Origin of the sequence: Dyadobacter tibetensis Y620-1 (assembly GCF_000566685.1) — a bacterium.
GTDB lineage: Bacteria > Bacteroidota > Bacteroidia > Cytophagales > Spirosomataceae > Dyadobacter > Dyadobacter tibetensis.
The window spans coordinates 43150-58057 of record NZ_AZQN01000011.1 but is presented as its reverse complement, the minus strand read 5'-3'; the positions used below and the strand labels follow the sequence as shown (position 1 = coordinate 58057).

18 protein-coding genes are annotated in these 14908 nt (G+C 45.1%); 11 read left to right on the top strand and 7 right to left on the bottom strand.

All coding sequences use genetic code 11. The annotated features are described in order from the left end of the window. The first annotated feature begins 12 nt into the window (after positions 1–12). The 8 genes from X939_RS0120780 to trpA are packed head-to-tail and all read left to right on the top strand — an operon-like array spanning position 13 to position 5801. On the top strand, positions 13–579 hold the full coding sequence (locus tag X939_RS0120780) for an anthranilate synthase component II (RefSeq protein WP_025765203.1): 567 nt from the start codon (positions 13–15) through the stop codon (positions 577–579). 51 nt (positions 580–630) lie between these two features. Further along, positions 631–1620 carry an anthranilate phosphoribosyltransferase gene (gene trpD, locus X939_RS0120775; RefSeq protein WP_025765202.1) on the top strand — a complete coding sequence of 330 codons (990 nt, stop codon included), beginning with the start codon at positions 631–633 and terminating at the stop codon, positions 1618–1620. A 35-nt stretch (positions 1621–1655) separates the two neighbouring features. Continuing rightward, positions 1656–2447, top strand: coding sequence for an indole-3-glycerol phosphate synthase TrpC (gene trpC, locus X939_RS0120770; RefSeq protein ID WP_025765201.1), 792 nt, complete (start codon positions 1656–1658; stop codon positions 2445–2447). A gap of 18 nt (positions 2448–2465) precedes the next feature. Further along, entirely contained in the window at positions 2466–3116 is a 651-nt protein-coding gene (locus X939_RS0120765; protein ID WP_025765200.1) for a phosphoribosylanthranilate isomerase, read from the top strand. Positions 3117–3124: 8 nt separating this feature from the next. Continuing rightward, the gene (gene trpB / locus X939_RS0120760; protein ID WP_025765199.1) at positions 3125–4324 is read left to right on the top strand and encodes a tryptophan synthase subunit beta; all 1200 of its coding nucleotides are present in this window, start codon (positions 3125–3127) and stop codon (positions 4322–4324) included. A 45-nt stretch (positions 4325–4369) separates the two neighbouring features. After that, entirely contained in the window at positions 4370–4570 is a 201-nt protein-coding gene (locus X939_RS0120755; protein ID WP_025765198.1) for a hypothetical protein, read from the top strand. A gap of 35 nt (positions 4571–4605) precedes the next feature. Beyond that, on the top strand, positions 4606–4995 hold the full coding sequence (locus X939_RS0120750) for a Dabb family protein (protein WP_025765197.1): 390 nt from the start codon (positions 4606–4608) through the stop codon (positions 4993–4995). After that, positions 4992–5801, top strand: coding sequence for a tryptophan synthase subunit alpha (gene trpA, locus X939_RS0120745; protein ID WP_025765196.1), 810 nt, complete (start codon positions 4992–4994; stop codon positions 5799–5801). Before X939_RS0120750 ends, trpA begins: the two co-directional genes overlap by 4 nt. Positions 5802–5864: 63 nt before the next feature. Here the strand turns inward: trpA and X939_RS0120740 are convergent, their stop codons facing one another. From X939_RS0120740 to X939_RS0120720, 5 genes are all read right to left on the bottom strand, one after another. Then, entirely contained in the window at positions 5865–6629 is a 765-nt protein-coding gene (locus X939_RS0120740; RefSeq protein ID WP_025765195.1) for a glycosyltransferase family 2 protein, read from the bottom strand. 52 nt (positions 6630–6681) lie between these two features. Next, on the bottom strand, positions 6682–7494 hold the full coding sequence (locus X939_RS0120735) for a glycosyltransferase family 2 protein (protein ID WP_025765194.1): 813 nt from the start codon (positions 7492–7494) through the stop codon (positions 6682–6684). Between the two features lie 89 nt (positions 7495–7583). Further along, positions 7584–8402, bottom strand: a complete 819-nt coding sequence (locus tag X939_RS0120730; RefSeq protein WP_025765193.1) for a phytanoyl-CoA dioxygenase family protein — start codon at positions 8400–8402, stop codon at positions 7584–7586. 128 nt (positions 8403–8530) lie between these two features. Beyond that, the gene (locus tag X939_RS0120725) at positions 8531–9466 is read right to left on the bottom strand and encodes a glycoside hydrolase family protein (protein ID WP_025765192.1); all 936 of its coding nucleotides are present in this window, start codon (positions 9464–9466) and stop codon (positions 8531–8533) included. A gap of 71 nt (positions 9467–9537) precedes the next feature. Further along, positions 9538–10419, bottom strand: a complete 882-nt coding sequence (locus tag X939_RS0120720) for a class I SAM-dependent methyltransferase (protein ID WP_025765191.1) — start codon at positions 10417–10419, stop codon at positions 9538–9540. Positions 10420–10619: 200 nt separating this feature from the next. On the opposite strand from X939_RS0120720, the gene X939_RS0120715 reads away from it, so the two are divergent. Beyond that, the gene (locus X939_RS0120715) at positions 10620–11828 is read left to right on the top strand and encodes a M20 metallopeptidase family protein (RefSeq protein ID WP_044200240.1); all 1209 of its coding nucleotides are present in this window, start codon (positions 10620–10622) and stop codon (positions 11826–11828) included. Here X939_RS0120715 and X939_RS0120710 read toward each other — a convergent pair. Continuing rightward, the gene (locus tag X939_RS0120710) at positions 11791–12555 is read right to left on the bottom strand and encodes a polyprenol monophosphomannose synthase (protein WP_374754305.1); all 765 of its coding nucleotides are present in this window, start codon (positions 12553–12555) and stop codon (positions 11791–11793) included. The two genes, X939_RS0120715 and X939_RS0120710, sit on opposite strands and share 38 nt — an antisense overlap. Before the next feature lie 23 nt (positions 12556–12578). Further along, entirely contained in the window at positions 12579–12995 is a 417-nt protein-coding gene (locus tag X939_RS0120705) for a DUF4296 domain-containing protein (RefSeq protein ID WP_131694830.1), read from the bottom strand. 27 nt (positions 12996–13022) lie between these two features. Here X939_RS0120705 and X939_RS0120700 point away from each other — a divergent pair, with 27 nt between their 5' ends. Together X939_RS0120700 and X939_RS0120695 are read left to right on the top strand one after the other, a co-directional pair. Further along, positions 13023–13913, top strand: a complete 891-nt coding sequence (locus X939_RS0120700; protein WP_025765187.1) for a DUF58 domain-containing protein — start codon at positions 13023–13025, stop codon at positions 13911–13913. Between the two features lie 4 nt (positions 13914–13917). Next, on the top strand, positions 13918–14904 hold the full coding sequence (locus X939_RS0120695; protein ID WP_025765186.1) for a hypothetical protein: 987 nt from the start codon (positions 13918–13920) through the stop codon (positions 14902–14904). Positions 14905–14908 lie beyond the last annotated feature (4 nt).

Here is a 14908-nt window from a genome sequence, read left to right as displayed (position 1 = left end):
TATTCATTTCAGATGAAAATATTAGTTCTCGACAATTACGATTCCTTCACATACAATCTGGTCTATATCCTGCGTGAGTTACATGACCAGGTGGACATCTTTCGAAACGATAAAATCTCCCTGGAGGAGGTTAACAGTTATGATAAAATTTTGTTGTCTCCGGGTCCCGGAATCCCATCCGAAGCAGGGATCATGCAGGAGGTTATCCGTACCTATGGCCCCACAAAGAGTATACTGGGGGTATGTCTGGGCCATCAGGGCATTGGGGAGGTATATGGTGCTCAACTGGAAAATATGAGTGAGGTATTGCATGGTATCAGCGACCTGGCCATCATAACCGACCCCCAGGAGCGAATCTTCCGCAACATTTCTTCACCAGTTCGGGTAGGACGATATCATTCCTGGACCGTCATTCCGGAATCCTTTACCCCGGAGCTTAAGATCACGGCTACCGACGAGCAGGGACGGGTAATGGCTTTAGCTCACAGCCGTTACGACGTTCGGGGAGTTCAGTTTCATCCAGAATCAGTACTTACTGAAAATGGAAAGTTAATGCTCCAGAATTGGTTAGAGGATTAATATTTCTTAACCTAATCTTTCAATAAGACTCCATATTGTATATCCAATTTTATGAAACGCATTCTTAACGATCTGTTTGAATACAAGGTACTTACCAAAATGCAAGCGAAGGAAGTCCTTATCGGCATTGGCACAGGCCAGTACAGCACCTCGGAAATAGCCTCATTTCTAACCATTTATGCCATGCGCAGCATCACCGTTCAGGAACTGGAAGGCTTCCGTGACGGCCTACTCGACCTATGCCAGCGTATAGACCTTTCGGCCTACGACCCTATAGATGTCTGTGGAACGGGAGGAGACGGAAAGGACACATTTAATATATCCACGCTTTCTTGTTTCGTTGTGGCCGGAGCCGGGCAGAATGTAGCCAAGCATGGTAATCATGGAGTCTCCTCTCACTGTGGATCCTCTACCGTGCTGGAGTACCTGGGAGTGAAATTCACAAACGATCCCGACCGTCTCGAACGGCAAATTGCCCAGGCCGGGGTATGTTTTCTTCATGCCCCGTTATTCCATCCCGCCATGAAAAATGTTGGTCCAGTACGGAAAGAGTTAGGGGTCAAAACCTTTTTTAATATGTTGGGGCCTATGGTCAACCCAGCGTCTCCCCAAAAGCAGCTGGTAGGCGTTTTCAGCCTTGAGTTAGCACGTCTTTTTGCTTATCTTTACCAGCAAACCGACAAATCCTTCTTGGTTATCCATTCACTGGATGGTTACGACGAAGTATCACTTACCGGGGCTTTCAAGGCAATTGGTCCGAATTCGGAGCAGGTATTAATGCCCGGCGATTTAGGCCTGGAAACCTTGCAGGCAGTCCAACTCAGCGGTGGGGTATCCGTAGAAGATTCGGCGAGCATATTCATGAATGTACTCCAAAATCAGGGTACTTCGGCACAGAAACAGGCTGTTATCGCCAATGCGGCGATGGCTCTATACTGTGCCAACACTACAATGTCTTTCGAAGAGGCCACCGCCAAGGCACGGGAGTCGTTAGAGAGCCAAAGGGCTTTGAAATGCTTTGAAAAACTCGTAACCCTGTAACACTCCTATACTTTGCCCGATAGCTTTTACTGATTATGAATATTCTAGATAAAATAGTAGCCAGAAAACGAGAAGAAGTTCAGGCTGCCAAAAAGATCAAAACCATAGCGGACCTGGAAAAGGAGGCTCTTTTCAGCAGAGAACACCTTTCATTGGCTGAGAAATTAAGGGCAGCGAACAGCCCTCAGATCATCGCGGAATTCAAGAGAAAATCCCCTTCCAAAGGGATTATAAACCCTAATGCAACCCCAGGCAATGTCACCCAGGCCTATACGGAAGGGGGAGCAGCTGCCTTATCAGTACTGACCGATACAGACTTTTTTGGAGGATCTTTTCAGGATTTCAAAGAGGCTCGCCAGGCCAACCCAGGCATCCCCATGCTGCGAAAGGACTTTATGATAGATGAGTACCAGCTCTTCGAAGCGAAAGCTATCGGCGCCGACCTGGTCCTACTGATTGCAGCATGCCTGACGCCCAAAGAAGTGCAAACTATGGCCAGTAGAGCAAAAGAACTTGGCATGGAAGTACTTCTAGAGGTTCATAACCTCGAAGAACTTCAAGAATCACTATGTGATCAGATAGATATTGTAGGAGTAAATAATAGAAATTTGAAAACATTTGATACTTCCACAGAAATCTCCGTCTTACTAAGTACATATATACCAGAATCATTTGTTAAGATATCAGAAAGTGGTTTGGAACACCCTCATACGATTCTTGGTTTATATGATAACGGATACAAAGGATTTCTGATTGGAGAAACATTTATGAAGTCCGAGGATCCGAGAGAAGCCTTTAGAGCCCTTCAACATAAACTAAACGTTTAAACCCAATTCGAACTACCTATGAAAATCAAAGTTTGCGGCATGCGTGTCGAGGAAAACATAGCAGAGCTAATCAAATTGATGCCGAATTATATTGGTTTTATTTTCTACGATAAATCAGCACGTTTTGTGGGAGATAGACTGGATCCTGAGTTTATTAAGGGAATCCCACATGATATTCAAAAAATTGGGGTATTTGTCAATGCGAGTCCGGGCTATATTATGGATACAGTAAAAAAATACGACCTCCAATACGCCCAGCTGCATGGACAGGAGATGCCTGATATGTGTCGTATCCTGCGACAAAAGGGCATTAATGTAATTAAGGCATTTTCTATTGACAATAGTTTCAACTTTGCCATGCTCAATAATTATGCTCCTCATTGCGACATGTTCCTGTTCGATACCAAGGGAGATCAGCCAGGAGGTAATGGTATAGCGTTTGACTGGAGTTTGTTAAAAAAATACGATCACGAAAAACCCTTCCTTCTGGGTGGAGGTATCAGCTTGGAAAACATCCAGGAAATATTAAGCTTATCCGTTTCCATGCCCATTTACGGCATTGATGTCAACAGTAAGTTCGAGATAGAACCGGGTACTAAGGATCTGAAGAAGTTGGAACAACTTTTTGATATCGTACGAATCAAACAAAAGCAAGAGGCAGAAGCCTAATCAACAGTATGGAAACTTCAATTGAAAATAAGTCGTATCACGTAAGCGATAGGGGCTATTATGGAAATTTTGGGGGCGCTTTTATTCCGGAAATGCTCTATCCGAATGTAGAGGAGCTTCGGGACAATTACCTCAAAATCATTCAGGAGCCATCGTTCCAGCAAGAATTCGAGCATCTTTTACGAGATTATGTAGGACGGCCTACACCCCTATATCGAGCCAACCGGTTATCGGAAAAGTACCAGACCAATATCTTCCTTAAACGAGAAGACCTCTGCCATACAGGAGCCCATAAGGTAAATAACACCATTGGACAAATATTGCTTGCTCAGCGATTAGGCAAAAAACGGATTGTAGCTGAAACAGGTGCTGGCCAACATGGCGTTGCCACAGCCACTGTTTGTGCATTAATGAACCTGGAGTGTATCGTTTACATGGGATCATTGGACATAGAGCGTCAGGCGCCTAATGTAGCCCGTATGCGCATGTTAGGGGCCGAAGTGAGACCCGCTACATCTGGATCGAAAACACTTAAGGACGCCACCAATGAGGCGATGCGCCACTGGATTAACAATCCGACCGACACCCATTATATTATTGGCTCCGTGGTGGGGCCTCACCCATATCCGGATATGGTGGCCCGCTTCCAGTCTATTATTTCAGAGGAGATAAAGTGGCAGCTAAAGGAGAAAACAGGCAGTGAAAACCCTGATTACGTCCTTGCCTGTGTGGGAGGAGGCAGCAATGCGGCTGGTGCATTTTATCATTATCTGGATCAGGAATCCGTAAAATTAGTGGCGATAGAAGCCGCAGGTCAAGGTATTTCTTCGGGCCATTCAGCTGCTACTACGGCCCTGGGTAAGCCAGGCGTACTGCATGGTAGCCGCACCATTCTGATGCAAACAGAAGACGGCCAGGTCGTTGAACCTTTTTCTATTTCGGCTGGCTTGGACTATCCCGGCATTGGCCCACAACACGCCTATCTTTTCGACTCCGGACGAGGAATCTTTATGTCAGCAACTGACCAGGAAGCCGTGGAGGCAGCATTTGAACTCACCAAACTCGAGGGCATCATTCCCGCTCTGGAGTCGGCACATGCCCTGGCCGTATTAGGCCGCCTGGGAGCCGGTAGCTCAGAAACGGTAGTACTCAATCTGTCGGGCCGAGGCGATAAAGACTTGTCGACCTATATGAAATATTTAGACTGATCGGATTTCCCGAACTTAAACACGATTATAACCAATACCTCAACCATGGCCAATCTATCATTACCGGAGGTTTTTGACCTGCGCCTGAAAATACAGGAACTGGAAGCAAAAGTAAATTCCGGAGATTTATCTCTTTTTGAAAGATGCGACCTAGAAGACGAAATTCTCGACATGAAAGAAAAGCTGGGCGAGTTCGACCGCTTAAAGTTCAGCGATGAAGGCGAATGTCTCAACTGTTCCGCATAACTATTTAAATAACAAAACCATACCAATTTGATGTTATGAAATTACGCTTAATGTTTCTCGCAGGACTCCTCATTTTCGGATCGATGGCCTTTGTTTCACCTCATAACCCCGCACCCAAAAAGATGTTACGACATGTGGTAATGCTTAAATTCAAAGATACCTCGACGCCTGAGCAAATCAAGGAAGTGGAAGATGCCTTTCGCAAGCTGCCTTCTCAGATCAAGACCATTAAGGCCTTCGAGTGGGGGACCAATAACAGCCCCGAAGGACTAGCTCAGGGTTTTACCCATTGCTTCTTTTTGACATTCGATAGTGAAGCAGGACGGGACGAATACCTACCCCATCCCGATCATAAGGCCTTTGGAAAAGTACTAGGTCCGCATCTGGACAAGGTGATGGTTTTAGATTACTGGACAAAAGAATGAACAGAATAACGACCTTATTTCAACAAAATGCCATAGAAAATGGCCCCGGCTTGCTGAATGTCTACTTTACAGCAGGATTTCCCGATAAGAATGATACTTTGCGCGTGCTTACCGCCCTGCAAAACAGTGGGGCTGACCTCGTGGAAATTGGAATGCCCTACTCGGACCCTGTGGCCGATGGCGAAACCATACAGATGAGCAACGACCGTGCTCTGAGCAATGGGATGACCATCAAACTTCTCTTCGATCAATTGCAGGACATGCGTAAAGGCATTACTGTTCCCGTATTATTGATGGGCTATATCAATCCGGTCCTGCAATATGGAGTGGAAGCATTTTGCCAAAAATGTGCCGAAATCGGTATAGATGGGCTCATCTTGCCCGATATGCCCATGGATGTCTATGAAGAAGAGTATAAACCTATTTTTGATCGATATGGAGTCTTGAATATTTTCCTTGTCACTCCTCAAACCTCGGAACAAAGAATCCGCCAAATTGACGCAGTGAGCGAAGGTTTTATTTATACCGTATCTTCAGCAAGTGTAACTGGTTCTCAGAGTGGAGTAAGTGAGAATATGGAGGCTTATTTTGAACGCCTTCAGTCCATGAACTTAAAGAACCCTCGCCTGATAGGCTTTGGTATTAAGGACCATGCTACCTATAGCAAGGCCTCTCAGTATAGTGCTGGAGCCATTATTGGAAGTGCCTTTATCAGAGTCCTGGCCGAAGCCACGGATCTAGAAGCGGATATAGCCAGTTATATTCAATCGGTTAAAAACCCTAAGGTGGAAGCGGCTATTAATTAAGTATGATCTGTCATTAAAAAAGGGGGCTAGGCCCCCTTTTTTAATGATTTAAGGATATTGAAATTATCTGCTTACCTCCTTCTTAGGAGCATCGGTTTTCTTTTTGAAATCACCCTGCGAAAAGAATTTTTCAATCAGGCAGTACATCAATATAAAAAAGTACCGGCTGCCCATTTCTTTGATCTTCAACTTAGACTCCCCATACTTTCGATTGGTCCAGCTATTGGGAACTACGGCATAATTATACCCCCGTACGATGGCCTTTAAGGGTAGCTCTACGGTAAGATTAAAATGTGGCGACAGGAAGGGCTTAATCCCTTCCATCGTCTCTCTTTTGTAGAGTTTAAATGCATTTGTAGTATCATTATAACGTATTCCCATCAGCACACTGACGATGAAATTGGCCACCCGGTTAATCACCTTTTTGACGGTAGGATAGTCTATTACCTTGCCTCCCTTTTCCCAACGCGAGCCAAAAACACAATCGTAATCACCCTCTAGCATTTTATTATAAAACTTAACAAGGTCTTCAGGATCATCGGACATATCGGCCATAAAAACGGCGACACAATCGCCGGTAAAACGCTCTAGCCCATAGCGTACGGCATAGCCAAACCCATTTGGTCCCGGATTAGTATAATAAACCAGAGTCGGGATCTGCTTGGATAATTCTTCCAGCACCTTCAAAGTCCCATCTTTAGAGTTGTCGTTGGTGACCACAATTTCATGAGGGATATTGTATTTATTTAAGGTGCCGTGAAGTGATAAAAGTGTGTGAGAAATGGATTCTTCCTCATTATATGCGGGTAATACGACGCTTAGCTTCATCCTTTATTTTTTAAAACAGCACAAATTAAAGGCTATTAATTAAAACCACCAACTATTCATGCACTGAAAGCAACTCGTCGTATCGTTGCAGCGTTTTAGCGACAATCTCCTCGTAACGATATTCAAGCCAGGCATTCACATCTTCAAACATTTTTCTTCTATTTTCTAAAAATTTTTTATTGGTAACGGCATGTACATTGCTCAAGCCTGCACTATGCTTGCGATACACCCCCATTACCTCGGGTAGATAGCCGATTTTTCCCTGGGCTGCCAGCTGAATCATAACCGCCCAATCGCCGGCAGCCGCCCTGCCATGCCACTCGGCGAATTCATGATTGCGGAAATAATTGCGATATAACCAGCTGGCAGTGGCCATAAACCAGCGATCATCCAGCAAATCGGCAATGGTAGAAATAGCAGGCTGATCGGGTTTATTAAAATGATGGGAGGGACTGCCGTCTTCATAGGTCACCAGCATATTATGGTGACAAATGGAGAAATCAGGATTGGCATCCATGAAATCCACTTGCTTTTGTAATTTGAGAGGGTCGGTCCAGTAGTCGTCCCCTTCACACATGGCCACATAATCTCCTTGGCAGGCCTTCAGTAGCTGCAATACATTATTACGTCCTGCGAATTCCCGGGGTTCACTGGGGCCTTGATTTTGAGTATGCAGAAAAGCGCGGAGTTTACCAGGATTACGCTCCCGGTAAGCTCTGATGATGTCGGCCGTATGGTCCGTTGAAGCGTCGTCACCAATAACAATTTCGAAATCAAAACTGGTCTGTTGCATCAATGCTCCTTCCAGCATTTGACCTATATATTGCTCATGGTTGTAGGTCGGTACGCAGATAGATACCTTCATAAATGTATGGGAGTGGTTTCCGGACAGTACCGATTCAAGATATATAAGCAATTCGCCACGATATCGGGTAGATACCGTGGCGAATTATACTATTGAAAAACTGTTTCGAGCTGCGACAGGGTAGGGAAGTCTGGTGTCACCAGGTCCGTTTCCGGCTTATAAATATAAGCCATGGGGTAGCCTCGTTCTATAAATGTAGGCTCGTCGAGATTATTATACCGCAACTGTACCGACCAGCGGATGTTGTTGGTAATATTATTTCCTGATTGGTGAATTAAAAATGCAGAAAACAACAAAAGGTCGCCTGTTTCGAAAGTTGTTTGCACGAAAGCATCCTCTCCCAAATCGGACGTAATCCCTCCTTGGTAGCCAGAGGTACTGGACTCTTTAAGTCCCCACTTATGGCTCCCAGGGATCACCTGAAGTGCGCCTAAGTCGGCCCCTGCATCCACCATCGGAAACCAGATCACCGCGCTATCCAGCGAGCCCTGGCCTGTACGCCAGTCCTGATGAGCATCTAGTTTCCAATGCTTACTACCATCTTTAGATAAAAATCGACTATTAAACTGCATGGCAGGGCGTGCTCCTATAATAGGGCTGCTGAGCCCTGCCTCCTTAAGCAACTCTCCAATCTGCGGATCTACACCAAGGCGGTGTAAGGAAAAAGTATGCTGAACCGTTTTGCCCGTATTGACAAAGGCATTGAAGTCCTTTTCGAAAAATTCGAACATGGCTGCTTCGAATAGGTCTCGGTCATCGATGTCGACACTACGGCCTGTAACGCGCTTAATCTGCTGGGCAAATATTTTACGTGCGTCGGTATAAATTTCCGCAACTAGGCTTTTGTCAAGGAACTGGCGAAGGAGCACATAACCCTCTTCGTTGAACTGCTTTCTTATAGAATTCATAGTGCTTCGTTATAGATTTGATCCTGATGATCCTTCTGTGATCATTGAACACAAAGATATCATAGGGTAAGCGTCAAAATTATGACAAGGATTAGGAAATAGGCAATAATCTGATATCCCCTGGCTCCTTAATCTTCCCAAACGGCATAGCCAAAGCCTGCCGCTCCAAACCCATTTCCGTTGTATAGCAGATAGCGCTTGTCGTTATGAGTATAGCAATAGGCATAATCGATCATTTGATAATCGAAATCCTCGGGGTTTTCCGATTTGGATATTCCTACCTGATCATCTTTTCGTTCCCAGTTCACACCATCCAACGACTCTGCATAACCAAGTCTGTAGCTTTGGTTACGGTCTGTCCGATAATCGCGGGAGTGACGATAGGAATAAAACATCTTGTAGATACCGTCCTCCTTAAAGACACTGGGACGACCCACGGCATGCAGGAAATCGTCGAAATCCAAGGTAGGTACATCGCTGATATCCCAATGGATTCCGTCCTTTGAGGTGGCCGACTGAGCTCTGTAGTAGGGTTCGGGGTAGTCATGAATCATTTCACATTTGTGACCTGAAATATACCACATTCTCCAGGTTCCATCTTCCTCGCGCATCACTGAGGGCTGTGCAGCCCAAAGGGGATTCTGAATGCTTCGATCCATAATAGGGCCCCTAAACATTTTCTTAAAGGTCAGCCCTCCATCATGGCTCACCGACAGGCCCATCGAAAGGCGATAGGAGTTCCAGGTCCGATTCCAACCCGTGTAATAGAGCCATATATCTCCATTGGGCATATTCACGAACCAAGAGGGCATGGCCCCGGTCTCGTCATATTCTCCCGGACCGCCCAATTCCAGCACGGGTTTATCATGGATATACAGTATTTTAGAAGGATCCTCATAGTCAACGTCAATAAAGGTAGGTTTAGACTGCCCCTGATCGTCACGGGATGAGAAATAGATACGCAAAAAATCCTCATGCTTGTAGGCGAATGGTACCTGGGCATGGGTTCTGCTATGCGGCAAACTGCCGTCGGGTTTATAAATTACTCCTTTTTTAATCCACATAGGTATATTTCGATATAAAACAGCCTTCCAGTGGAAAGCTGTTTGCCTTAAAATAATTTTGGCACAGGCCCCTAGTCAACCGCTTTTTCGGCCCTTAACCGCCAGTTGTCAACGAAATCCTTTCCAGGTATAGGAAGGTCAATATCGATTTCAGGAGCCTTTTCCGTTACCCTATATTCCATTACATAAAAAGCATTTCCAAAAATATAATGAAGCTTAAAGTCTTCAATATTGGCTGGGACGTCCTCCAAGGGCACCTCAGCGCGGAAGAGGGGATTGGCCTTAAGCAGGGTGGCATAGGTAGGTTGCGATCGCAGCCATGGAGCCACACTTTCGTCCCCAACAACCACTTTACCACCTGGGCGCACAACCCGGGTCAGCTCGTCGAAGGCCCGTTTTCTTTCTGAAAATGTATTAATACCACCAAAATGGAAGACGGCATCGAAGGTATTATCCTCAAAAGGCAGGTAAGAACCATTCCCGAGGAAATAATGTACATTCAAATCGTCGGTACTCAACTTCTCCTGTGCCAGTTTCAGCATATTAGGAGACAAGTCGGAGAGGACGGCCGTTCCTCCAGGTCTGATTTTATCTAAAATAAGAGCCGAATCCTTTCCAGTTCCTGCTCCCACTTCCAGAGCTTTCATACCTGGCTTGAGCTCCATAAGGTTTATAAAGAATTGACGGGTAGCCGCTTCATCCGAATGGTTCAGCGTCTCAAACACCCAGGAAACACCTCGGTCGTACCGTAAGAATGCTTGGTCATATAGGAATTGCTCATGAGCATCTCCTGGAAGTAACTCTTTGGGATATAGCATATTGACAATTCCCGAATCGCCTACTTCATAGGTAGTTCCGTCTTCACTCGTGAGGGTTTTACCATCTTCTGATATCTTAAGGGGGCCACCCGTAGTGGGGCATACTAACGATTGAAGAAAATCCTGGTGTGTCATTGCGCTTATTTTGGTTTATAATTTGGTGCCAAAATTACCTTTTTTTCTTAAAGTCCTTTACTGCCCAAGCGGCTAATTAGGGAATGTATCTAAAAATTACTCCTCCATATAGAAAAACAGGGGTAGCACCTAACTGTATTAACTTCGTACCTTTACGTCTCCGAATGATTTTTTAGCAACCCAATATAACAGGAAAAAGTATGCTTGATCTGCAAGAAAAGATAAAAGAAATGGCCAAGGCTCAGGTGGACCAGGTCATCGCCAACCGTCATCATTTACACCAGAATCCCGAGCTATCTTTCGAGGAATTTAAAACCGCCGAATTTGTTGCTACCGAGCTCAAGGGTATGGGATTACAGCCCCAGGAAGGAGTCGCCGGAACGGGCTTGGTGGTGCTCATAGAGGGAAAAAATCCTAGCAGCAAAGTGGTTGGCCTGAGGGCGGATATGGACGCTCTTCCCATACACGAGGCCAATGAAGTCCCCTATAAATCGAAAAATCCGGGTGTAATGCATGCTTGTGGCCATGACGTGCATACGTCTTCTTTATTGGGAACGGCCAATATCCTGCGACAGCTCACCGAAGAGTTCGAAGGTACTCTTAAATTAATATTTCAACCGGCGGAAGAAAAGGCCCCTGGTGGTGCTTCTATCATGATCAAAGAAGGGGTTTTAGAAAACCCCCGACCTGCCAGCATGATCGGGCAACATGTAGCTCCTAATGTACCCGTAGGCATGATCGGCTTCCGGGAAGGCATGTATATGGCCAGTACGGACGAACTTTATCTGACTGTCAAGGGAAAAGGGGGACATGGAGCGGCTCCCCACCAATTGGTCGACCCGGTGCTGATGGCTTCTCATATAATCGTGGCCTTGCAGCAGATCATTAGCCGCAACCGTAACCCCGCAAACCCATCTGTACTTTCATTTGGAAGATTTATTGCCGATGGAGTAACGAATGTGATACCCAACGAAGTAACTATTCAGGGAACCTGGCGCTGCATGGACGAAGAATGGCGGGAAGATGGTTTAAGGAAAATGAAAAAAATGGCAGAATTAATAGCCGAATCCATGGGGGGGAGCTGCGACTTCCAGATAGTAAAAGGTTACCCTTTCCTAAAGAACCATCCTGAGCTCACCCGACGTGTTAGGGCAGCTGCAGGAGAATACATGGGCGAAGAAAATATCGTGAATCTGGATTTATGGATGGCCGGGGAAGATTTCGCCTTCTACTCTCAGGTAGTAGACTCTTGTTTCTACCGCCTTGGCACACGCAATGAGGCCCGTGGCATCGTTTCGGGGGTGCATACCCCTACCTTCGACATCGACGAATCGGCCTTGCAAATTTCTACCGGACTTATGAGTTGGCTGGCTATTGCAGAGCTTTCTGACCGGGAATATAACGCTTAAAATAACTGCTGATTTTCAGAGCGATTACACCTAAAATGGCTTCCTTGAAAATTCCAGCAGACATTTTGGACGCCCCTAATGTACGGTCGGTGAAAATAATGGGTACTTCTACGATTTTGAAACCATACTTCCAGGAATTAAACTTCATTTCGATCTGGAAAGCATAGCCGATAAAACGGATTTTGTCAAGATCGATGGTCTTTAATACCTTGCTCGTATAGCAGATGAATCCGGCAGTGGGATCCATTATTTTCATACCGGTTACGGTGCGAACATAGTACCCAGCAAAATAAGACATCAAAACCCGATTAATAGGCCAGTTCACTACGTTTACTCCCTTGATATACCGCGAGCCAATGGCAATATCATTCCCCTCTTCTGCACAGGCCTTATAGAGGCGGATAAGGTCTTCGGGAGGATGCGAAAAGTCTGCATCCATTTCGAATATGTATTCGTAGCCTCTGGCCAGAGCCCATTTAAAACCATGAATATAGGCCGTACCCAAGCCCAGCTTGCCTTTCCGCTCTTCCATATTAAGCCGCCCTGGAAACTCCGCCATCAGTTTTTTCACCACCAACGCAGTGCCATCGGGAGACCCATCGTCAATAATTAACAAATGAAAAGGATGTGCCAGACTAAAGACCTTACGAATGATAGCCTCTATGTTTTCTATTTCGTTATAGGTAGGTATTATTACAATACTTTGGTTCACGGCTTTTTCGGTCATTGGTTTATAAACGGGTTGAAACCCTATATCTTAATATTTTTTTCTTTCTCTCGTTTTTCAAGCAATTTATTCACCTGGTCGTATATTTCTTTCATCAGCCCAGGATGCGTCACATAAAACTCATAGCTAGTTTTGTATTGAAGGGTGTCTACCTGGTGTTTTTTCCAAATATCAGCTTTGAGCCTGTCAAAGACAAGAATTGACGAATCTACTGAATTGAGTTGCAATTTGGATACCCGAGCTTCGGCAATATGTATATCGGTCAGGATACTGGCCATTTTTTCCTGAGCGATGGTCCCCTCCGGTACCTTATCTTCCCGGATACAGCCTCCCATACACAAGACCAATGCCATCATCAGAACAAGCAAAAGGGTAAAATTACTATGAGTAAGGCGCAAAACTCTCAAAATCGTTATCTTTGTTTTTGTCCAATTTGCCACAAAGTTGGTGATTTTTTCTCAAATCCTATGTTTGAACAATTTTTAGGAAAACTGCGTAAGTTCGAAATTCGCATGAGGAAGGCTGTCACCTCCGAACGTCATGGAAATTTCCATTCCGTTTTTAAGGGCTCTGGCTTGGAATTTGACGATTTACGCCTTTATCAGTACGGCGATGATGTGCGTGCCATCGACTGGAATACTTCTGCCAAAGGACATGGGACTTTTATAAAGATTTTCAAAGAAGATAAGGAGCAGACCGCATTTTTCATGCTCGATGTGAGCGCCTCACAAAAGATTGGGGAAGGGGGAAGGCATAAGCTGGATATTGCCAAAGAAATCTGCGGCGTGCTCACTCTTTCAGCCATTCAGGAGGCTACCCGGGTGGGCTTGCTCTGCTTTTCGGATCGTAATGAGCGTTATATACGCCCCACCTCAGGTATGAAAAATGGCTATAGAGTCTTATCGGAGATCTATAAGATTGCTCCGCTATCCGTGCAAACCAATATCAGTGAAGCCATTTTTATCGCTCTTAATGTGCTAAAACGACGTAGCCTGGTCTTTCTCATTTCCGATTTTATAGATCAAAACTACTACCATAACCTTAAGGCTCTGGCTCGTAAACACGATCTGATCGTTATCCATCTATACGATCAGCGGGAAATACAACTGCCCAATTTAGGCATCATCCCACTCTACGATGCTGAGACCGACCAGACAATTTGGGTTAACACCTCTTCCAGGCAATATCGAGAGGAACGCATTAAACGCTTCGAAACGAGAAGCAGCGAACTAGAGCGCCTTTGCCGACAGAATCGGGCAGACTATATCTCCATCAATTGCCAGGAAGATTATGTTCCGGCCCTCATTCATATGTTTAAGGTGCGACGCTTCAGCCGAAGTTCGGGAAGTAATACGTAATTTTGTGAAGCAATCAATTAACTTATATTCGATTATTAATCCTGTTTTTATCCGATTCACGAGACTTTTAAAGCTCAGTTTTCTGGCTACCACTCTGCTGCTGATATTTTCCTGGCTTGGGGAGGGAGGGACAGCCTGTGCTCAGACTGCTAAAACCCCACCAGTAGGGCGATTTTTGTCCGACAGTTTCGACGTAGGCAAACCAGTATACTTTTCACTCAGCTACCAACACAACCCATCAGAAGAAATATTTTTCCCGGATTCTACTTTTGATTTCTCCCCTTTCGAATTACTTGAAAAGCAAACTTTTTTCTCCCGAACAGAAGGGAATGTTACGCTGGACAGTGCTATCTATCAACTGGTAAGCTATGAGGTGCTTCCGGTGCAGAGCCTTCGACTACCTATTTATCATTTCCATAGTCGGGACTGCACCCAAGTATTTAGCCAAACAGACACGCTCTTTCTCACCCAGCAGGCGCGGCAGATTCTTAAAAATCAAAAGACAATTGAACCAGCAGCCATTCTCGTACCGCTAGAAGACCAGTTCAATGTCTCTATTTTTTTAGGAGTCCTTGCCTTGGTTATAGGCCTTAGCACGGCCATATATTGGGTATTCGGTCGAGATATCTACAAACAATGGCAATTACTTAAACTTCAGCGCAGGCATTTGGAATACCTGCGTGCCTTCAACCGGATGCTCCGAAGCACTCGGGAAAAGGAAAATACCAAAGACGCAGAAAAGGCAATAATTATCTGGAAAAACTATCTGGAGAGGCTGGAGAACAAACCATTTGCCACTTACACTACCCGTGAAATTATCGATAACATGCCCGATGCAAAGTTAGCAGAGGCACTAAAAAACCTGGACGGCATCATTTACGGACAGGTAAAGTCCAGTAAAATGAATGTGTTTCTGGAAGTCCTCAAGGACGGAGGTACTAAGATTTATAAAAACAAGAGGAAACAGATTTTGGATCGACAAACTGCTTAAAATA

Coding starts and splice junctions, on each gene's coding strand:
- X939_RS0120780 (WP_025765203.1), top strand. CDS start 13: ATGAAAATATTAGTTCTCGACAATTACGATTCCTTCACATACAATCTG.
- trpD (WP_025765202.1), top strand. CDS start 631: ATGAAACGCATTCTTAACGATCTGTTTGAATACAAGGTACTTACCAAA.
- trpC (WP_025765201.1), top strand. CDS start 1,656: ATGAATATTCTAGATAAAATAGTAGCCAGAAAACGAGAAGAAGTTCAG.
- X939_RS0120765 (WP_025765200.1), top strand. CDS start 2,466: ATGAAAATCAAAGTTTGCGGCATGCGTGTCGAGGAAAACATAGCAGAG.
- trpB (WP_025765199.1), top strand. CDS start 3,125: ATGGAAACTTCAATTGAAAATAAGTCGTATCACGTAAGCGATAGGGGC.
- X939_RS0120755 (WP_025765198.1), top strand. CDS start 4,370: ATGGCCAATCTATCATTACCGGAGGTTTTTGACCTGCGCCTGAAAATA.
- X939_RS0120750 (WP_025765197.1), top strand. CDS start 4,606: ATGAAATTACGCTTAATGTTTCTCGCAGGACTCCTCATTTTCGGATCG.
- trpA (WP_025765196.1), top strand. CDS start 4,992: ATGAACAGAATAACGACCTTATTTCAACAAAATGCCATAGAAAATGGC.
- X939_RS0120740 (WP_025765195.1), bottom strand. CDS start 6,629: ATGAAGCTAAGCGTCGTATTACCCGCATATAATGAGGAAGAATCCATT.
- X939_RS0120735 (WP_025765194.1), bottom strand. CDS start 7,494: ATGAAGGTATCTATCTGCGTACCGACCTACAACCATGAGCAATATATA.
- X939_RS0120730 (WP_025765193.1), bottom strand. CDS start 8,402: ATGAATTCTATAAGAAAGCAGTTCAACGAAGAGGGTTATGTGCTCCTT.
- X939_RS0120725 (WP_025765192.1), bottom strand. CDS start 9,466: ATGTGGATTAAAAAAGGAGTAATTTATAAACCCGACGGCAGTTTGCCG.
- X939_RS0120720 (WP_025765191.1), bottom strand. CDS start 10,419: ATGACACACCAGGATTTTCTTCAATCGTTAGTATGCCCCACTACGGGT.
- X939_RS0120715 (WP_044200240.1), top strand. CDS start 10,620: ATGCTTGATCTGCAAGAAAAGATAAAAGAAATGGCCAAGGCTCAGGTG.
- X939_RS0120710 (WP_374754305.1), bottom strand. CDS start 12,555: ATGACCGAAAAAGCCGTGAACCAAAGTATTGTAATAATACCTACCTAT.
- X939_RS0120700 (WP_025765187.1), top strand. CDS start 13,023: ATGTTTGAACAATTTTTAGGAAAACTGCGTAAGTTCGAAATTCGCATG.